We start from the raw sequence: 17461 nt of genomic DNA, 5'->3' as shown, positions 1-17461 counted from the left end.
TGAAAATTGATATGAAGGACGGCGTTACGCGCCGCCGACGTAGTGCCTGGCATAGCGATGTCCGAGGCTGGTCAGCATCTCGTAGCCGATCGTGCCGCCGGCGCGCGCGACATCGTCGATGGCGATGTGCCGGCCGAAGAGCTCGATGTAATCGCCCGGCCGCACCGTGCCTTCCGGCAGGTCGGTGACGTCGAAAAGACTGAGATCCATGGTGACGCGGCCGACATGCGGCACTTTCCGGCCATGCAGGAAGCCGAAGGCGCCTGATGGCGTTGCCTGCCTGAGCGTGACGCCGCCGCCGGAGACCGAGCGGTGGTAGCCATCGGCATAGCCGACTGCGACAGTCGCGATACGGCTGTCGCGGTCGAAGCGAGCGGATGCGCCATAGCTCGCGGTGCCGCCGGCGGCCACATCGCGAACCTGGATGATCCGTGCCTCGGCGGTCACCACCGGTTTCATCGGGTTGGGAACGTCGTTCACCGCCTCGCCGCCGTAGACGGCGATGCCCGGCCGGGTCAGGTCGAAGTGGTAGTCGGAACCGAGGAAGACGCCGCCGGAATTGGCAAGGCTCGCATCGACGCCTTCATAGGCGGCGGTCGCCTCGTGGAAGCGCAGGAGCTGAAGGCCGTTCAGCCGGTGCTCGGGATCGTCGGCGCAGACGAGGTGGCTCATGATCAGCACCGGCGAAAAGCTCGCCGGCCGCGCCGGGTCTGTCGCAAGCGCAACGGCCTGCTCGACCGTAAGGCCGAGCCGGTTCATGCCGGTATCGACATGCAGCACGCAAGGGTGGTCGCCCCGTTCGGAGAGTGCGGCCATGAACACGGCCAGCTGCTCGTCCGAATTGATGACCGGCACCAGGTCATTGTCGAAGAAAAGCGCCTCGTTGCCGGGCCACATGCCGGCGAGAATGTAGATCCGGCCGTCCGGAACCAGAGGGCGGAGATCGGCACCTTCCTCGGCATTGGCGACGAAGAAGTCGCGCGCGCCGGCGGCATAGAGGGCAGGGGCCGCCTGCGCGATGCCGATGCCATAGGCATCCGCCTTGAGGACGGCCGCGGCACGCGCCTTGCCGGAGCGCTTGTTCATGGCCCACCAGTTGTCGACAAGCGCGCCAAGATCGATCGTGAGCCGGTTGGAAGCGGAATGGAAGTCTGGAGGAAGCATGCCGGGCACTCTGCGTGGATGATCCAGGATCAATACAGCCAAGCGCAGAGCGTCGCAAATATTCCCCTGTCGCAGCGCCCTCGCGGATGGACCAGGCAAACGAGCACTTTTGTGCAAGACGCAGCCGCGCATGCGCACTATGGTTTTGCCATGCAGACAATTTCGCAGGAAGAAGCCATCGATGTCATGCCGATAGAGGGCGCCGAGCGCACGCGCTTCTGGCGGGATCCCCGTTTCATGGGCATGGAATGTCTGACGGCGACCTTCATCACCCACGAATTCGCGCCGCATGCGCACGAGACTTTCAGCATCGGCGCCATCGAGGCCGGTTCGCAGATCAGCAAGATCAAGGGCGAGCGCTCGGAAGCAGGCCCGGGCTTTTTCTATCTCATCAACCCCGACGAGATCCATGACGGCCATCCCGGTGGCAGCGGTTACCGTTATCGCATGGTCTATCCGAGCGCCGAGCTTCTGGTGAACATCATCGAGGACGTGACCGGCCGTGCCTTCAAGGGCACGCCGTCCTTTTCCAGGCGCGTGCTGCAGGCGCCTGACCTGGCGATAGCCTTTCATCACGCGCACCGCATGCTCGAGCTGAACGGCGGCACCCTCGAGGCGGAAGAGAGCATGTTCAGTGTTCTCGCCACGATGTTCGAGCGCCATGGCAGCACGATCATCACGCCGATTGAAACGCGGGAGCAATCGGCGGTGCACCAGGCGCGCGACTTCCTGGCGGAAAACTATGCCGAGGACGTCGGGCTCGAGGAACTGGCGAAGGTCGCCGGCCTCAGCCGCGCCCACCTCATCCGCGCTTTCCGCAAGGAGTTCCACATCACGCCGCATGCGTTCCTGACCGACAAGCGCGTGCGGGCGGCAAAGACGCTGCTGCGGCACGGCTGGTCGGCGGTGGACGCGGCTTACCAATGCGGCTTTGCCGACCAGGCGCATTTCAGCCGTCATTTCAAGGCGCGCACCGGCGTCACCCCCGGGGCCTTCCGCGCCGGCTGATCACTTTCGTTCAAGACGATCCGCAGCCCGAGACCTAGAACACGCGGGTGATTGCGATGGCGCGCCTGCGTGGAAAGGCGGCGCATCGCGCGAATGGAGACGTGGACGTTGCAGGAAAGAAGTGCGTTTCAGGAATTTCGGGCCGCGGCAGTCGCCATGACGCCGCTGATCGTCGCGGTCATGCCGGTTGGCCTCGTGTTCGGCGCGGTGGCTGCGAGCAAGGGGCTCACGCCGGCCGAGGTGGCGCTGATGAGCGCGCTGGTCTTTGCTGGCGGATCGCAGTTCGTCGCTATGGATATCTGGACGCATCCGGCGTCCTGGGCGGCGCTTGGCTTTTCGGCCCTGCTCGTCAACATTCGCCATGTGCTAATGAGTGCTTCGATCGGCGGCAAGCTCGACCGTTTCTCCGGGCCGGCGCGCTATGCGTCGATGCTGCTTCTGGCCGACGAGACCTGGGCCATGGCCGAGATGCGCGCGAGCAACGGCAAGCTGACGCCTGCCTGGTATGCGGGCCTTGCGGTACCGTTCTATTGCGTCTGGGTGCTGACGAGCCTTGCGGGCGCGCTGCTCGGGGCCGTCCTGGGCGATCCGAAGGTCACGGGCCTCGATTTTGCGTTCCCCGCCGTCTTTATCGTGCTGGTCATGGGCTTCTGGAAGGGGCGCGAGACCGGGGCCGTTCTGGCTGCAAGCGCGCTCGCGGCGGTCATTACGCACCGATTGCTGCCGGGCGTCTGGTACATCGCTGCCGGGGCTGCGGCCGGCGTCGTGGTGGCGCTTCTCTCCGGCGCTCGCAAGGAGGCCCATGCATGACCGTCGATCTCAACACGCTGCTCGCAATTCTTGCCATGGCGGTTGCGACGATCGCGACCCGTATCGGCGGCCTCGTGCTGATCCGCTATGTGACGATCGGGGAAAACCAGAAGCGCGCGCTGGAGGCGATCCCGCCGGCCGTGCTGATGGCGGTCATCGCGCCGACGGCCTTCGTGACCGGTCCGGCGGAAACGATCGCGGCCGCCGCGACGGCGGTCGCCGCCATGCGACTGCCGCTCCTGGTGTCGGTCGCCGTCGGTGTCGTCTCGGTGGCGCTGCTGCGCCTCGTGTTCTGAGAGTTTGTGCCGGAGTGCGAGGCGCGCTTCGGAGAGAAAGGCACATGCCTTCTGAAATTGAGAGCGGGCTGGGAAACCGCAAACATTTTTCCCAGCCCGCTCCGGCCGCCCCCACGGAACTCTGAGCAATCCCAGGAAAAGTGTGAAACGGTTTTCCGTCCGGAATTGCGTTCTTTCAAAGTGATGGAGCGCTTCACTGTTTCGAAGAAACAAGGAAGCAGTCTAGTGTTCCTCGTACTGAGTGAAGGATGGGTCGGCGAGATCGGTGAAGCGCGTGAATTCCGACTGGAAGGCGAGCTTCACGGTACCGGTCGGTCCGTGACGCTGCTTGGCGATGATCACGTCGGCCGTGCCCTTCACCTGCTCCATCTTCATCTTCCACTCTTCGTACTTCGGATCGAACTCGTCGCGCGGCTCCAGGTTCTTCACGTAGTATTCCTCACGGAACACGAAGAGCACGACGTCGGCGTCCTGCTCGATCGAGCCCGATTCGCGAAGGTCGGAGAGCTGCGGACGCTTGTCTTCGCGGCTTTCGACGCCACGTGAGAGCTGCGAGAGCGCGATGATCGGAACATTCAGCTCCTTGCCGAGCGCCTTGAGGCCGGTGGTGATCTGGGTGATTTCCTGCACGCGGTTGTCGCTGGATTTGCCCGAGCCGGTCATGAGCTGGATGTAGTCCACCACCAGGCAGTCGAGGCCGCGCTGACGCTTCAGGCGCCGGGCACGGGCGGAAAGCTGGGCGATCGAGATACCACCGGTCTGGTCGATATAGAGCGGCACCTTCTGCATCATCTGCGAGCAGGCGACGAGCTTTTCGAAATCGGCCTCGGAGATGTCACCGCGGCGGATCTTCGAGGAGGAGACTTCGGTCTGCTCGGAGATGATACGGGTGGCGAGCTGTTCGGACGACATTTCGAGCGAGTAGAAGCCGACGACGCCGCCGTTCTTCGCCTTGAACGAGCCGTCCGCCTGGACTTCCGGCTCGTAGGCCGCAGCAATGTTGTAAGCGATGTTGGTGGCAAGCGAGGTCTTGCCCATGCCCGGACGTCCGGCAAGCACGATCAAGTCGGAACGCTGCAGGCCGCCCATCCGGCCGTCCAGCGACAGGATGCCGGTTGAAATGCCCGAAAGGCTGCCGTCGCGCTCGAAGGCCTGGCCGGCCATGTCGATGGCGAGCGCCACGGCATCGTTGAACGACTGGAAGCCGCCGTCGTAGCGGCCGGTCTCGGCCAGTTCGAACAGACGGCGTTCGGCATCTTCGATCTGGCCCTGCGGCGGCATGTCGAGCGGCGCGTCATAGGCAATGTTGACCATGTCCTCGCCGATGGTGATCAGCGAACGGCGCAGGGCCAGGTCATAGATCGCCCGGCCATAGTCTTCGGCGTTGATGATCGAGACGGCGGCGCCGGCAAGGCGCGCAAGATAGGTCGCGACGGTGACGTCGCCCACCTTCTCGTCCGCCTTGAGGAAGGTCTTGATGGTGACCGGGTTCGCCATCTTGCCCATGCGGATGATGTCGCCGGCGACTTCGTAGATCTTGCGGTGCAGCGGCTCGTGCAGATGCACGGGCTTCAGGAAGTCCGAGACGCGGTAGTAGGCGTCGTTGTTGACGAGGATCGCGCCAAGCAGCGCCTGCTCGGCCTCGAGGTTGTTCGGGGCCTCGCGGTAGTGCTGGTCCGCCTGATCCTTGCCGATAGGGGATAGCTTTCGCGACGCTTCGTTCATTCGATTATCTCTGCCTCTGTCTGGTGTGGCACCGGTTTGCGTCTAAGCGCGGGCCGGGTCAAGTGCACGAGGGACACAGTCGCAGAGCGACGTCACCGCATCCGGCGCTGTTCCCGTTGTTCGACTGATCCACAGGCGGGGGTTCGCAAATGTGCGGATTATGCCGTCGTCACAAATTTGGTCGTTGACGCCGCGAATCACCCGAACCTTCCCGACAAGCCGAAGTGTAGCGCCGTCCTCCTCTGCCTCAAATCCGCATCTTGAAAGTCCACCGCATTTGGATTAGATAGAGGCAATATAATTAGCATGCTATTAGTATGGAAAAGATACCAATGTATCAGCCGACCGTGAACCGCGAACTGTTCGATGCCCTGTCGCTGGTCAACCGCAAGCTGCGCGCCGTGTTCGATGCGCGGGTGAAGGAGAGGGGGCTGACGCTGTCGCGCGCCCGCGCGCTCTTTGCCCTGACGAAGAAGGACGGCCTGAACCAGCGGGAGCTCGCCGACGAGCTAGACATCGAGACCCCGACCCTGGTGCGCCTGCTCGACGGCATGGAGAAGCAAGGCTTCATCGAGCGGCGGGTGGAGGTCTCCGACCGTCGCGCCAAGCAGATCCATATGACCGAACTCGGCCGAACGGTTGCCGACGAGATCCTCAGACTTGCCGACGAGATCCGCGCCGAAGTGCTGCAAGGCATCGACGCAGCCGAGCTTGCGGTGACGAAGCGGGTGATCCGGGCGATCGCCGACAATGTCCAGTCGCTGGCGCGGGAGTGAGGGCGATGGGTGCAGGCGCGACGGCCGCCGCAAACGACAACCGCCTCGCCATCGAGCTTGAGGCTGCGGAGACCATCGACGAGGATCAACGCGGGGAAACCGAGATTGCGCCGGAACCAGAACCGGCGCCAGCGCCCGTACCGGCCCCGGTCGAGAAAGGCCTGTTGCTTTCGGCGGTCTACGTCTTGGGCTCTGTGCTTTTGTTCCTGACTCAGGGGCTCGGCATGAACCTGGCGCTCGCCAACCTCACGCAGGTCCAGGGCTCGCTTTCGGCGACCTCCATCGAGGCCGGTTGGCTCTCGGCGGCCTACATGGCGCCGAATGTCAGCCTGTCGATCGCGCTGGTGAAGATCCGCGCCCAGTACGGGCTGCGCCGTTTTGCCGAAATCAGCATCGCCGGTTTCGTCGTCGTCTCGCTGATGAACGTCTTCGTTTCCGATCTGCATTCGGCGATCGTCGTGCGCTTCATCAGCGGCATTGCCGCCGCACCGATGTCGACGCTCGGTTTTCTCTACATGCTCGAAGCCTTTCCGCCGGCGCGCAAGCTGACCGTCGGTCTGGCGTTGGCGCTCACCTGCACGACGATTTCCGCGCCGGTTACCCGCCTGATCTCGCCGACCTTGATCGAATACGGCCAGTGGCACGCGCTCTACACGCTGGAAATGGCGCTGGCGTTGATCGCTCTGCCGATCATCTACCTCTTGCCGCTGACGCCGGTGCCGCATGCCAAGGTCATTCAGCGCATGGATATCCTGAGCTACCTGCTCGTCGCCGTCGCCTTCGGCTGCCTCGCCGTGGTCCTGACCATGGGGCGCCTCTACTGGTGGTTCGAGGCGCCATGGCTCGGTGTCCTGCTGGTCGTCTCGATCACGACGCTGACGACTGCGGTGCTGATCGAGCTCCATCGCCCGGTACCCTTGATCGACGTGCGCTGGATCGCCTCCAAGGAGATCGTGCACTTTGCCGCCGTTCTCCTGATTTTCCGCCTGGTGGCATCCGAACAATCGACGGTCGCGGCGAACTTCTACCAGCAGCTCGGCCTCCAGTTCGAGCAGGTCGCGACCCTCTATTGGATCATCCTTGCCGCGGCGATCGGCGGCGGTCTGCTTTGCGCCGCGCTGATGAACCCTCAGCATGCGGAGCGCGTGCATATCCTGGCGCTCGGCCTTCTGGCGACCGGCGCCTACATGGATAGCCAGGCGACCAACCTCACGCGGCCGGAGCAGATGTATCTGAGCCAGGCGATGATTGCGTCTGGCACGGCGCTCTTCCTGCCGCCGGCCATGGCACGCGGCTTCAAGGCGGCGCTCGCCAAGGGGCCGAGCTATATCCTGAGCTTCATCGTGATCTTCCTCTTCACCCAGAGCATCGGCAGCCTGATCGGTTCCGCTGCCTTCGGCACCTTCGTCACGATCCGCGAAAAGTTTCACTCCAACATTCTCGCCGAACGGATCGTGCTCTCGAACCCGCTGGTTGCCCAGCGCGTCAACCAGCTTTCCGCCGCCTACGCCAAGGTGATGGGCGACAAGACCCTGCTCGGCGGCGAAGGCACCGTGCTGTTGTCACAGCAGGTGACCCGCGAAGCTTACATCCTCGCCTACAACGACGCCTTCCTGCTGGCTTCGGCGGTCGCGCTCTTCGCGCTCGCCGGGCTGCTGCTGCACATCTTCTACAACTGGCTCAGGCAGAGATTGTCCGCGCCTGCGCCGATGCCTGCCACCTGATTGACAGAGTTGACGACCATGTTGAAATCCCTGCGCTCGCCCACGAGCATCATCGTTCTTCTCGCCGGCATCGCCGGTGTTGCCCTTGTGCTCTACGCCTGGCGGCTGCCGCCGTTCCACAGTTCGGTCGAATCGACCGAGAACGCCTATGTGCGTGGCTTTGTCACGATCATGAGCCCACAGCTTGCGGGCTATGTCGCCGACGTTCCGGTGCGCGACTACGAGACGGTCAAGGCCGGGCAACTGCTGGTCAAGATCGACGACCGCATCTATGCGCAGAAGGTGGCGCAGGCGGAAGCCACGCTTGCCGGTCAGAAGGCAGCCCTTGCCAATTCCTTCCAGCAGGAGCTTTCGGCCAAGGCCGGTATCGCCGCAAGCCAGGCGCAGATCGACAGCGCCAAGGCCGCCTTCAACCGGGCGCGTGCGACCTGGGACCGCATTCGCCCGCTTGCGGAAAAGGGTGTTTCGACCCGCAGCGACGCCGATCAGGCGCGTGCGGGCTTCGAGCAAGCTGACGCTGCCGTGAGCCAGGCGGAAGCAGGGCTGGAAGTCTCGAAGCAGGCACTGGCGACGACGCTCGGCGCGCGTTCCGGACTGCAGGCCGCGGTGAGCGGGGCGGAAGCGGCCGTCGAACTCGCGCGTATCGATCTCGACAACACGCGCATCGTCGCGCCGCGTGACGGCCGGCTCGGCGAGATCGGCGCGCGCATCGGTCAATATGTGACGGCCGGCTCGCAACTCCTGGCGCTGGTTCCGAACGACGTCTGGGTGGTCGCCAATTTCAAGGAAACGCAGCTCGATGGCATGAAGGCGGGCCAACCCGTCACCATCGCGGTCGACGCCCTGCAGAGGAACGAGCTGATGGGGCATATCGAGCGGTTCTCGCCCGCCGCTGGTTCGGAGTTCAGCATCATCCGTCCGGACAACGCCACCGGCAACTTCACCAAGGTGGCTCAGCGCGTCGGCGTGCGCATCGCCGTCGATCCCGGTCAGCCGCTGGCGGAAATGCTCTCACCCGGTCTCTCGGTCGTCGTGCGCGTCGACAAGGATGCGCCGGTTCATGTTGCACCGGACCAGGCCAACAAGGGCGGCACGCCCGTTGCCGCTCACGGATAAGGCGGCCGGATTTCCCGGACGTCATTGACAGCGCGGACCGTGCAGCGGCCAAGAAAAAAGCCCGGATCGATGATCCGGGCTTTCGCATGTCGAATGGCCTTTAAGGCTTATTCTTCTTCGCCTTCGAATTCGGCTTCCGGGTTGAAGAAGTCTTCCGGCTTCAGGGCGTCTTCGTCAACGCCGTAGATGGCGTCGGCCGAGGTCAGGCTTTCGCCCTTGGCCTGGCGACCGGCTTCTTCGGCCGAACGGGCAACGTTGACTTCGACCGAGATCTCGACTTCCGAGTGCAGGTGCAGCGTGACCTTGTGCAGGCCGATCGACTTGATCGGCTGGTTGAGGTCGACCTGGTTGCGGCCGACGTTGAAGCCTTCGGCAGCGAGCACTTCGATGATGTCGCGGGCAGCGACCGAACCGTAGAGCTGGCCGGTTTCGCCAGCCGAGCGGACGATGATGAACGACTTGCCGTCGAGCTTCTCGGCAACAGCCTGGGCTTCCGACTTGCGCTCGAGGTTGCGGGCTTCGAGCGTCGAACGCTCAGCTTCGAAACGGGCCTTGTTGGCAGCGTTGGCGCGCAGCGCCTTGCCAAGCGGCAGGAGGTAGTTACGGGCAAAGCCGTCGCGAACCTTTACGGTTTCGCCCATCTGGCCGAGCTTGGCGATACGTTCGAGAAGAATGACTTCCATGTTGGTTTCCTTTCAGAGTTCCAGTTCGTTGGTCAGTTTTTTCCAACCGGCGTGACCGCGATGGTGCGTCGCGTATCGATCAGGCCGGACAGGAGGAAGAAGAATGCCGGGATCGTGAACACGAGCACCGACAGGTATGCGATCCACAGCACGGGAAGCCGCCAGGACTTGCCGCGCGTGCGGAAATGGAAGGAGGCGAAACCGGCAAGCAGGAAGCCCGCGCCGAAGGTTCCGCAGATCAGCGCGCCGATCGTTGCGGGTGCGCCGCCGAGGAAGGTGAGGACCAGGCCGCCGAGAAAAATGAAGATCGCGTTGCGGTGCATGCGCAGCGTCGAAGGAATGTCCTCGCGCGGGCGCAACGACCGGCCGGACATCTGCACGATGCGGGTGGCAAGGTAGTAGGCGGTAAACAGCATCAGCACCCAGATCGCGCCCTGGACGAGCGGCAAGGCGAGGGTGAAAAGCGACTTGATCTGAGCGATGGCAGCCGCATCCGGGTTGTAGGCGCTGTCCTGCGCCTTCACCGCCTGAATGACGATATCGACCATGCGATCGGAGATATCGGCTCCATAGCCGACGATCACGCCGACGATGATCATGCCGACGGTCACCAGACCGGCGAGATGGCTGAGGATATCGGAGAGCGGATACCAGGCAAGCGCCTCGTCCGGGCCGCCGAGTTCGGACGCCGGGCGGGCGAGATTGGCGAGATGGCTCAGCCAACCGGCCGGGATCAGCGTGACGACGAGGATCAGCAGCGAGAAATAGGGCGAAACGAGAACGGCACCGGTGGCGCCGGCCGTGACGATTGCGGTGATCGCTGCGGCATTGCCCCAGCCGAGGCCGGCAATCAGGATCGGAAGGGCCGAAGCGGCGTAAAGGACGATGGCAAGAGACGACTGCGTATTCGCGCCCATCGACAAGAGGGCGGCGGTAAAGCCGGCGAGAACGCCGGTCAGCAGCGATGTCCTGTTCACATTCGTCACGTTCGCTGTCCTGCTTCGTGCAGTTAGGGGATGGCCAAAGCCTTTTCCCCAGCATGGGATTTTGGCGCATCGCGCCGGTTCCGATCCGCGCCCATCGCGGAAGGGAGTGAAAGAGGCGCTCACCTTGGGGGAGCGCCTCTCCCAACACGTCGGGTTCCGTCGAGTCAGAAGACTGACGGAAGGTCAGCCGTTCTTAGGAAACGACGTAGGGCAGCAGGCCGAGGAAGCGTGCACGCTTGATCGCCTGGGCGAGTTCGCGCTGCTTCTTCTGGGAAACGGCCGTGATACGGGAAGGAACGATCTTGCCGCGCTCGGAAATGTAGCGCTGCAGAAGACGGATGTCCTTGTAGTCGATCCGCGGAGCGTTTGCGCCCGAGAAGGGGCAAGTCTTGCGGCGACGGTGGAACGGGCGACGAACCGGAGCGGAAGAAACTTCAGCCATTGTCTTAATCTCCTAAAGCTTCTTGATTACGCGCGGTCTTCGCGCGGACGGCGCGGGCGGTCTTCGCGGTCGCCACGGTCCGGACGCGGACCACGGTCGCCGAAGCCACGCTCCGGACGGTCGCCATCGCGGCGCGGACGGTCGTCGCGGTCGCGCTTCTGCATCATGGCCGACGCGCCTTCCTCGTGCTTCTCGACGGCGATCGTCATGTAGCGCAGGATGTCTTCGTTGATGCGCATCTGGCGCTCGATTTCGTGAACAGCCGCTGCCGGAGCATCGATGTCCATGAGAACGTAGTGAGCCTTGCGGTTCTTCTTGATGCGGTAGGTGAGGGACTTCAGGCCCCAGTTTTCGACGCGACCGACCTTACCGCCGTTTGCTTCGAGCACGCCCTTGTACTGCTCGACGAGACCGTCGACCTGCTGCGGCGTGATGTCCTGGCGGGCCAGGAATACGTGTTCATAAAGAGCCATTGTGGCTTGCCTTTCTTGCGTTAATCAGCCCGGACCTCGGCGGCTAAGCCTCAACGACTGTTCTTAGTGGCTGACAGGCAGCCGGCAAGAAAGTGTTGTATCGAGACGGTCGAGAGCGGAGACACGGGAGGCCGGAAAGACGTGCAATCCTAACGGCTCCCCTCGAGGAAGCCGGCCCTCCGTTCAGCCACCAGCCAGAAGACCGGGCATTTCGAACAGCGCGCTTATACGCATTTTTCCGCGGAAGGCAAGGCTTGCCGCATCTTTTCCGCTTTCTACGCCAGCTCGTTCACCTTTTTCCATTTGCGCAGGCGGCCGTGGGCGTTGGCATAGGGAGAGGAAGTATTGAACTGGATCATGCGTCCGAGCGTGAATTTTCCGTACCATGGCCGCCCGTAGAGCGCCTGCTCGTCGCGATCCCTGATCCGTGCTTCGATCGCCTCCTTGCTTTGCTTCAGCCTGGCGACAAGCTCGCCCGGCGAAAGAGCCTGGAAGTCCACATAGAATTTCTGCGCCAGCCGTCCAAGTTCGTTCCATTTATAGCCGGTCTCGGGGAAGTCGACCGGCTCGCCGCGCTGATCGCGATCGATCCATTTGATCACCAGCTCGCCCCAGCCGATGAGGTAGGCGACGAGATCGCCGACGCTCATCATGGTGCCCTTGGCGTGGCCCTCGAGCGAAGGTTCGCGGTAGCTCTGGTCAGGAACCCGTTCCAACTCGCGCATCAGCCTGGCGAACTGGGCTTCGATCGCCTCAAGCAGTTCGGCTTTCGTCTGGGGCACCGGCATCGGCGACCTGCTCCCACACTCAGATCGGCATCGGATAGATCCGGTGCAGCCGCCGGATCCCGTTGACAACGTCCTGCGACAGCGTGAGATCGATGGCGCCGAGGTTGGTCTTCAACTGCTCCATCGATGTCGCGCCGATGATGACGGACGCCATGAAGGGCCGCGCCAGGCAGAAGGCGATCGCCATCTGCGCCGGATCGAGGCCGTGCTCGCGCGCCAGTTTGACATAGCCTTCGACGGCCGGCTCCTGGTGGGGCGTGAAGCGGCCGCCGAGATCGCCGTTGATCGAAAGGCGCGAGCCCTTCGGCTTCGCGCCGTCGAGATACTTGCCGCTCAAAAGCCCGGCGGCGAGCGGCGAATAGGCGAGCAGGCCTACATCCTCATGGTGGGACAGTTCCGCAAGGTCGAGGTCGTAGGTGCGGTAAAGCAGGTTGTACTCGTTCTGGATCGAAACGACGCGCGGCAGGCCATGACGCTCAGCCATGTCGATGAACTTCATCGTGCCCCAGGCCGTCTCGTTGGAGAGGCCGATGGCGCGCACCTTGCCGGCCTTAACGAGGTCGCCGAGTTTGTCGAGGATCGCCCGAAGGTCGCTCGCGACGTGGTCCTTGTCCTGCTTGGATGGGTCGTAGGACCAGGCGTTGCGGAAATGATAGTGGCCGCGGTTCGGCCAATGAAGCTGATAGAGATCGACGTAGTCGGTCTTCAGCCGCTTGAGGCTGGCGTCGATCGCCTGGTCGATGCCCTCGGGCGTCGTCGGATTGCCGCTGCGGATATAGGGACGGCCGGGACCGGCAACCTTGGTCGCGACAACGACGTCATCCCGCCGGCCGCGCGTGGCCAGCCATTCGCCGATGAAGCGTTCCGTGTCGCCGTAGGTCTCCGGCGACAGCGGGGTGGTCGGGTAGAGTTCGGCGGTGTCGATGAAGTTGACGCCCTTGTCGAAGGCGTAATCCAGTTGCTCATGCGCCTCGGCGATGGAGTTCTGCGAGCCCCAGGTCATGGTGCCCAGGCAGATTTCCGAAACCTTGATGCCGGTGCGGCCAAGCGTGTTGTAGCGCATCTAGATAAGTATCCTTGTGAAGGGCGAGCGCCGACCTGGGGAGGGAAGGGGCGCCGGCACCGGGAATGGAGCGGTCGCCTCAGTCCCGGTGGTTGGGGAAAGGGCGACATCGGGCGGCAAACTTACGCCTTGATTGTTGAAGATCAAGGGCAAAAGGGCCTGTCGGCGGCGTCCCTGCCGGCCTCCAAGCTTGACTCGTCGGTAAGGAATGTGAATGGAGAGGAAACCGGAGATGTATGGTTTCTGCCTGCATCCCGCTCTAACTCATAAGAACCGATCACTAGGATTTCGTGTCGCGCCGACCCTAAATCCTAGTGATCTAGGGAAGGGACGATCCCATGAGCATTGCATTCACGTTTCCAGGCCAGGGCAGCCAGGCTGTCGGCATGGGCAAGGATCTGGCCGACGCTTTTCCGGAAGCGGCAGCCGTCTTTGCCGAAGTCGATGAAGCACTCGGCCAGAAGCTGTCCGAGATCATGTGGAACGGCCCCGAGGAAACGCTGACGCTGACGGCGAACGCGCAGCCGGCGCTGATGGCCGTATCGATGGCCGTCATTCGCGTGCTCGAAGCCAAGGGCCTCGACCTCAAGTCCAAGGTTTCCTTCGTCGCCGGCCATTCGCTCGGCGAATACTCGGCGCTCTGTGCCGCCGGTACGTTCTCCATTGCCGACACGGCGCGCCTGCTGCGCATCCGCGGCAACGCCATGCAGGCGGCGGTTCCCGTCGGCAAGGGCGCGATGGCGGCGATCATCGGCCTTGAACATGCGGATGTCGAAGCCGTCTGCCGCGAAGCGTCGGCCCTCGGTTCCTGCCAGATCGCCAACGACAATGGCGGTGGCCAGCTGGTGATCTCCGGCGAGAAGGCTGCCGTCGAGAAGGCCGCGGCGCTCGCTTCCGAAAAGGGTGCCAAGCGCGCGCTGATGCTGCCAGTTTCGGCACCCTTCCACTCCGCGCTGATGGCGCCGGCTGCCGACGCGATGCGCGAGGCGTTGGCCAAGGTCGAAAAGCGCAATCCGGTGGTTCCCGTCATCGCCAACGTGCTTGCCGCCCCCGTCAGCGATGCCGAAGAGATCGCCCGGCTGCTGGTCGAGCAGGTCACCGGCCAGGTCCGCTGGCGCGAGACGGTCGAGTGGTTCGCCGCCAACAACGTCACGACGCTTTATGAACTCGGTTCCGGCAAAGTCCTGACAGGGCTTGCCCGCCGTATCGACAAGACCGTCAACGGTATCGCCGTCAATACGCCCGCCGATATCGACGCAGCACTCGCCGCCTTGCTCGCCTGAGCGAACGCCTAGGCGCTCCAGTTATTCCAGTTATAAGGAATCAAAGAGATGTTTGATCTTTCCGGCCGCAAGGCTCTCGTTACCGGCGCATCCGGTGGTATCGGCGAAGAAATCGCCCGCATGCTGCACGCTCAAGGCGCCATCGTCGGCCTGCACGGCACCCGCGTCGAAAAGCTCGAAGCGCTTGCCAACGAACTTGGCGATCGCGTGCAGCTCTTCCCGGCAAATCTTTCCGACCGCGCCGAAGTCAAGGCGCTCGGCGAAAAGGCCGAGGCCGAACTCGGTGGCGTCGATATTCTCGTCAACAATGCCGGAATCACCAAGGACGGCCTCTTCGTGCGCATGAGCGACGAGGACTGGGATGCCGTTCTCGAAGTGAACCTCACGGCCGTGTTCCGCCTGACGCGCGAACTCACCCATCCGATGATGCGCCGCCGTTTCGGCCGCATCGTCAACATCACCTCCATCGTCGGCGTCACCGGCAACCCCGGCCAGGCGAACTACTGCGCCTCCAAGGCCGGCATGATCGGCTTCTCCAAGTCGCTTGCCCAGGAAATCGCGACGCGCAACGTCACGGTCAACTGCGTGGCTCCGGGCTTTATCGAAAGCGCGATGACCGGCAAGCTCAACGACAAACAGAAGGACGCGATCATGGGCGCGATCCCGATGAAGCGCATGGGCACCGGCGCCGAAATCGCTTCGGCGGTCGTTTACCTCGCTTCGAACGAAGCTGGTTACGTCACCGGCCAGACGATTCACGTCAACGGCGGCATGGCCATGATCTAATCCGGTTTCCGGGATGGGCCGCCCGCCGAGATTGTGCGGCGGGCGATCTTCAACGTCCCGGGATGCCGCCTGCCAAATGCCTGAAATTCAATGTTGAGCAAGCGAATGACAGGCATTTTCGGACTTTGCGACAGCGTTAAACCGTGTTAATCGGGCCATGACTGTTAGCAGTCGACCGGTCCCGCCAGGCGTCCGGCAGCCTTGGCTGCCTTGGGTTTGCCGCAGTTCCGGTTGGATGGATTGCCGGGTGGGCCGTCTTGGTCTATCAGGCTTACAGAAGAGTACCGGTGCCGGAATAGGCGCCTACAGAAACGAAGGTCGAGGAACTCCGACATGAGCGATATCGCAGAACGCGTAAAGAAAATTGTTATTGATCATCTTGGCGTCGACGCCGAAAAGGTCAGCGAAGGCGCAAGCTTCATCGACGACCTCGGCGCGGACTCGCTCGACACCGTCGAACTGGTCATGGCTTTCGAAGAAGAATTCGGCGTTGAAATCCCGGACGACGCTGCTGACTCGATCCTGACTGTCGGCGACGCCGTCAAGTTCATCGAAAAGGCCCAGGCCTAATATATTGAAGCGGCTTCGGCCGTGGACGGGCCGCCTAAAGCGGCCCGTTTCAGCCCAGGGAAGTGGGCTATCCCGCGCCGAGCGGGGATTTCGATCAGCAAGCGTTTTCCGCATTTCCCTCTGATCGTGAATAAGAACCTTAAAATGGATGCCCGGATCGGGTTCGTTACACGTGGTCCGATCCGGCTCTGAAATGGAAAAGTCAGGGTGGGTCGCGGACTATGAGACGTGTCGTTATCACCGGTACCGGCATGGTATCTCCCTTGGGTTGCGGAACTGAGGCGACGTGGGCGCGCCTGCTTGCCGGGCACAATGCTGCGCGCAAGGTGACCGAATTCGAGGTCGAGGACCTTCCTGCCAAGATTGCCTGCCGCATTCCCTTCGGCGACGGCACCGATGCTACCTTCAATGCCGACGACTGGATGGAGCCGAAGGAGCAGCGCAAGGTCGATCCGTTCATCGTCTACGCGATGGCTGCGGCCGACATGGCGCTTTCCGATGCCGGCTGGAAGCCGGAGAGCGATGAAGACCAGATCGCTACCGGCGTGCTGATCGGTTCAGGCATCGGCGGCCTCGAAGGCATCGTCGAAGGCGGCTACACGTTGCGCGACAAGGGCCCCCGCCGCATCTCGCCGTTCTTCATTCCTGGCCGCCTCATCAACCTTGCCTCTGGCCAGGTGTCGATCCGCCACAAGCTGCGCGGTCCCAACCACTCTGTCGTCACCGCCTGTTCGACCGGCGCCCATGCGATCGGTGACGCGAGCCGCCTGATCGCGCTCGGCGATGCCGACGTCATGGTGGCTGGCGGCGCGGAATCGCCGATCTGCCGGATCTCCCTCGCCGGCTTTGCCGCCTGCAAGGCGCTGTCGACCCAGCACAATGACGATCCGCAGAAGGCCTCGCGCCCCTACGATATCGACCGCGACGGTTTCGTCATGGGCGAGGGCGCTGGCGTCGTCATCCTCGAAGAACTCGAGCATGCCAAGGCGCGCGGCGCCAAGATCTATGCGGAAGTCGTCGGTTACGGCCTTTCGGGCGATGCCTTCCACATCACTGCTCCGTCGGAAGACGGCGACGGTGCCTATCGCTGCATGCAGATGGCGCTGAAGCGCGCCGGTCTGACGGCTGCCGATATCGATTACATCAACGCCCACGGCACCTCCACTATGGCCGACACGATCGAGCTTGGTGCCGTCGAGCGTCTGGTTGGCGAACACGCGTCGAAGATCTCGATGTCCTCGACCAAGTCGGCCATCGGCCACCTGCTCGGCGCTGCCGGCGCGGTGGAAGCGATCTTCTCGGCGCTGGCGATCCGCGACAACATCGCGCCACCGACGCTGAACCTCGACAACCCATCGGTCGAGACGAAGATCGATCTCGTGCCGCATGTCGCGCGCAAGCGCGAAATCAACGTGGCGCTCTCGAATTCCTTCGGTTTCGGCGGCACCAACGCTTCGTTGGTCCTGCGTCGCTACACCGGCGCCTGATCGCGCGCCCGGAGCGTCGCCTGAGCCAATCATCGCGCCGACCGCAGAAGGCGGCGCGATGATCCAGCTTTTGCCGTATTGCTCGCTACAAGCATGTGTTGGGAGGAGGCGCCGTCATGGAAGATGGCGCTCGCCGACCGCGATGTTCGCGCAAGGCATATCTGTCAGAATGCCATTCAGCCATTGTCTGGAACGACGGTTTGCCCGGTTTTTACCGCGGGCCGAGGTTCCGGATTAAAGTGTCGGTCGTCCGCCGCGTTCTCTTGAACGCACGGTGATTC

Annotated in this window: 18 protein-coding genes; 10 read left to right on the top strand and 8 right to left on the bottom strand. The window is 63.1% G+C overall.

What is annotated here, in order from left to right:
* Positions 1-24 precede the first annotated feature (24 nt).
* Complete coding sequence (gene alr / locus IB267_RS09405; protein ID WP_192447373.1) at positions 25-1164, bottom strand: alanine racemase; 1140 nt, start codon at positions 1162-1164, stop codon at positions 25-27.
* A 150-nt stretch (positions 1165-1314) separates the two neighbouring features.
* On the opposite strand from alr, the gene IB267_RS09400 reads away from it, so the two are divergent.
* The 3 genes from IB267_RS09400 (at position 1315) to IB267_RS09390 (ending at position 3278) form a co-directional block, all read left to right on the top strand.
* The gene (locus IB267_RS09400; protein WP_192447372.1) at positions 1315-2172 is read left to right on the top strand and encodes an AraC family transcriptional regulator; all 858 of its coding nucleotides are present in this window, start codon (positions 1315-1317) and stop codon (positions 2170-2172) included.
* Positions 2173-2328: 156 nt separating this feature from the next.
* The gene (locus tag IB267_RS09395) at positions 2329-2982 is read left to right on the top strand and encodes an AzlC family ABC transporter permease (RefSeq protein WP_192448281.1); all 654 of its coding nucleotides are present in this window, start codon (positions 2329-2331) and stop codon (positions 2980-2982) included.
* Positions 2979-3278 (top strand): AzlD family protein, encoded by a 300-nt coding sequence (locus tag IB267_RS09390; protein WP_043611353.1) that lies wholly within the window; start codon positions 2979-2981, stop codon positions 3276-3278. Before IB267_RS09395 ends, IB267_RS09390 begins: the two co-directional genes overlap by 4 nt.
* A 222-nt stretch (positions 3279-3500) precedes the next feature.
* Here IB267_RS09390 and IB267_RS09385 read toward each other — a convergent pair whose 3' ends face one another.
* Positions 3501-5003 carry a replicative DNA helicase gene (locus IB267_RS09385; RefSeq protein ID WP_043611355.1) on the bottom strand — a complete coding sequence of 501 codons (1503 nt, stop codon included), beginning with the start codon at positions 5001-5003 and terminating at the stop codon, positions 3501-3503.
* Positions 5004-5335: 332 nt separating this feature from the next.
* Between IB267_RS09385 and IB267_RS09380 the strand changes: the two genes are divergently transcribed.
* Genes IB267_RS09380 through IB267_RS09370 form a run of 3 tightly spaced genes read left to right on the top strand, consistent with a single transcriptional unit; the run spans position 5336 to position 8619 of the window.
* Positions 5336-5779 (top strand): MarR family winged helix-turn-helix transcriptional regulator, encoded by a 444-nt coding sequence (locus IB267_RS09380; protein ID WP_043611356.1) that lies wholly within the window; start codon positions 5336-5338, stop codon positions 5777-5779.
* 5 nt (positions 5780-5784) lie between these two features.
* Positions 5785-7503 carry an MFS transporter gene (locus IB267_RS09375; protein ID WP_192447371.1) on the top strand — a complete coding sequence of 573 codons (1719 nt, stop codon included), beginning with the start codon at positions 5785-5787 and terminating at the stop codon, positions 7501-7503.
* 18 nt (positions 7504-7521) lie between these two features.
* Positions 7522-8619 carry an HlyD family secretion protein gene (locus IB267_RS09370; RefSeq protein WP_192447370.1) on the top strand — a complete coding sequence of 366 codons (1098 nt, stop codon included), beginning with the start codon at positions 7522-7524 and terminating at the stop codon, positions 8617-8619.
* Positions 8620-8726: 107 nt separating this feature from the next.
* Here the strand turns inward: IB267_RS09370 and rplI are convergent, their stop codons facing one another.
* The 6 genes from rplI to IB267_RS09340 form a co-directional block, all read right to left on the bottom strand.
* Entirely contained in the window at positions 8727-9302 is a 576-nt protein-coding gene (gene rplI / locus IB267_RS09365; RefSeq protein ID WP_034803982.1) for a 50S ribosomal protein L9, read from the bottom strand.
* 32 nt (positions 9303-9334) lie between these two features.
* Positions 9335-10288 carry a membrane protein gene (locus tag IB267_RS09360; protein ID WP_043611358.1) on the bottom strand — a complete coding sequence of 318 codons (954 nt, stop codon included), beginning with the start codon at positions 10286-10288 and terminating at the stop codon, positions 9335-9337.
* Between the two features lie 193 nt (positions 10289-10481).
* On the bottom strand, positions 10482-10730 hold the full coding sequence (gene rpsR, locus IB267_RS09355) for a 30S ribosomal protein S18 (RefSeq protein WP_025426448.1): 249 nt from the start codon (positions 10728-10730) through the stop codon (positions 10482-10484).
* Between the two features lie 26 nt (positions 10731-10756).
* Complete coding sequence (gene rpsF / locus IB267_RS09350; protein WP_034803973.1) at positions 10757-11203, bottom strand: 30S ribosomal protein S6; 447 nt, start codon at positions 11201-11203, stop codon at positions 10757-10759.
* 275 nt (positions 11204-11478) lie between these two features.
* Complete coding sequence (locus IB267_RS09345) at positions 11479-11991, bottom strand: ClbS/DfsB family four-helix bundle protein (RefSeq protein ID WP_192447369.1); 513 nt, start codon at positions 11989-11991, stop codon at positions 11479-11481.
* Positions 11992-12010: 19 nt separating this feature from the next.
* Positions 12011-13054, bottom strand: a complete 1044-nt coding sequence (locus IB267_RS09340; RefSeq protein WP_192447368.1) for an aldo/keto reductase — start codon at positions 13052-13054, stop codon at positions 12011-12013.
* Between the two features lie 338 nt (positions 13055-13392).
* On the opposite strand from IB267_RS09340, the gene fabD reads away from it, so the two are divergent.
* The 4 genes from fabD (at position 13393) to fabF (ending at position 17180) form a co-directional block, all read left to right on the top strand.
* Positions 13393-14337, top strand: a complete 945-nt coding sequence (fabD, locus tag IB267_RS09335; protein ID WP_192447367.1) for an ACP S-malonyltransferase — start codon at positions 13393-13395, stop codon at positions 14335-14337.
* Positions 14338-14385: 48 nt separating this feature from the next.
* Entirely contained in the window at positions 14386-15123 is a 738-nt protein-coding gene (gene fabG, locus IB267_RS09330; RefSeq protein ID WP_057252708.1) for a 3-oxoacyl-[acyl-carrier-protein] reductase, read from the top strand.
* A gap of 333 nt (positions 15124-15456) precedes the next feature.
* The gene (locus IB267_RS09325; protein WP_003531676.1) at positions 15457-15693 is read left to right on the top strand and encodes an acyl carrier protein; all 237 of its coding nucleotides are present in this window, start codon (positions 15457-15459) and stop codon (positions 15691-15693) included.
* A gap of 221 nt (positions 15694-15914) precedes the next feature.
* On the top strand, positions 15915-17180 hold the full coding sequence (fabF, locus tag IB267_RS09320) for a beta-ketoacyl-ACP synthase II (protein ID WP_043611371.1): 1266 nt from the start codon (positions 15915-15917) through the stop codon (positions 17178-17180).
* Positions 17181-17461: the final 281 nt, after the last annotated feature.

Source organism: Ensifer sp. ENS09 (genome assembly GCF_014852425.1).
GTDB lineage: Bacteria > Pseudomonadota > Alphaproteobacteria > Rhizobiales > Rhizobiaceae > Ensifer.
Note: the sequence above shows the minus strand (reverse complement) of the source record. Positions and strands in the feature narration are given on the sequence as shown.

Bases quoted from the DNA above. Each gene is read 5' to 3' on its own strand.
- alr (WP_192447373.1), bottom strand. From the start codon at position 1,164: ATGCTTCCTCCAGACTTCCATTCCGCTTCCAACCGGCTCACGATCGAT.
- IB267_RS09400 (WP_192447372.1), top strand. From the start codon at position 1,315: ATGCAGACAATTTCGCAGGAAGAAGCCATCGATGTCATGCCGATAGAG.
- IB267_RS09395 (WP_192448281.1), top strand. From the start codon at position 2,329: ATGACGCCGCTGATCGTCGCGGTCATGCCGGTTGGCCTCGTGTTCGGC.
- IB267_RS09390 (WP_043611353.1), top strand. From the start codon at position 2,979: ATGACCGTCGATCTCAACACGCTGCTCGCAATTCTTGCCATGGCGGTT.
- IB267_RS09385 (WP_043611355.1), bottom strand. From the start codon at position 5,003: ATGAACGAAGCGTCGCGAAAGCTATCCCCTATCGGCAAGGATCAGGCG.
- IB267_RS09380 (WP_043611356.1), top strand. From the start codon at position 5,336: ATGTATCAGCCGACCGTGAACCGCGAACTGTTCGATGCCCTGTCGCTG.
- IB267_RS09375 (WP_192447371.1), top strand. From the start codon at position 5,785: ATGGGTGCAGGCGCGACGGCCGCCGCAAACGACAACCGCCTCGCCATC.
- IB267_RS09370 (WP_192447370.1), top strand. From the start codon at position 7,522: ATGTTGAAATCCCTGCGCTCGCCCACGAGCATCATCGTTCTTCTCGCC.
- rplI (WP_034803982.1), bottom strand. From the start codon at position 9,302: ATGGAAGTCATTCTTCTCGAACGTATCGCCAAGCTCGGCCAGATGGGC.
- rpsR (WP_025426448.1), bottom strand. From the start codon at position 10,730: ATGGCTGAAGTTTCTTCCGCTCCGGTTCGTCGCCCGTTCCACCGTCGC.
- rpsF (WP_034803973.1), bottom strand. From the start codon at position 11,203: ATGGCTCTTTATGAACACGTATTCCTGGCCCGCCAGGACATCACGCCG.
- IB267_RS09345 (WP_192447369.1), bottom strand. From the start codon at position 11,991: ATGCCGGTGCCCCAGACGAAAGCCGAACTGCTTGAGGCGATCGAAGCC.
- IB267_RS09340 (WP_192447368.1), bottom strand. From the start codon at position 13,054: ATGCGCTACAACACGCTTGGCCGCACCGGCATCAAGGTTTCGGAAATC.
- fabD (WP_192447367.1), top strand. From the start codon at position 13,393: ATGAGCATTGCATTCACGTTTCCAGGCCAGGGCAGCCAGGCTGTCGGC.
- fabG (WP_057252708.1), top strand. From the start codon at position 14,386: ATGTTTGATCTTTCCGGCCGCAAGGCTCTCGTTACCGGCGCATCCGGT.
- IB267_RS09325 (WP_003531676.1), top strand. From the start codon at position 15,457: ATGAGCGATATCGCAGAACGCGTAAAGAAAATTGTTATTGATCATCTT.
- fabF (WP_043611371.1), top strand. From the start codon at position 15,915: ATGAGACGTGTCGTTATCACCGGTACCGGCATGGTATCTCCCTTGGGT.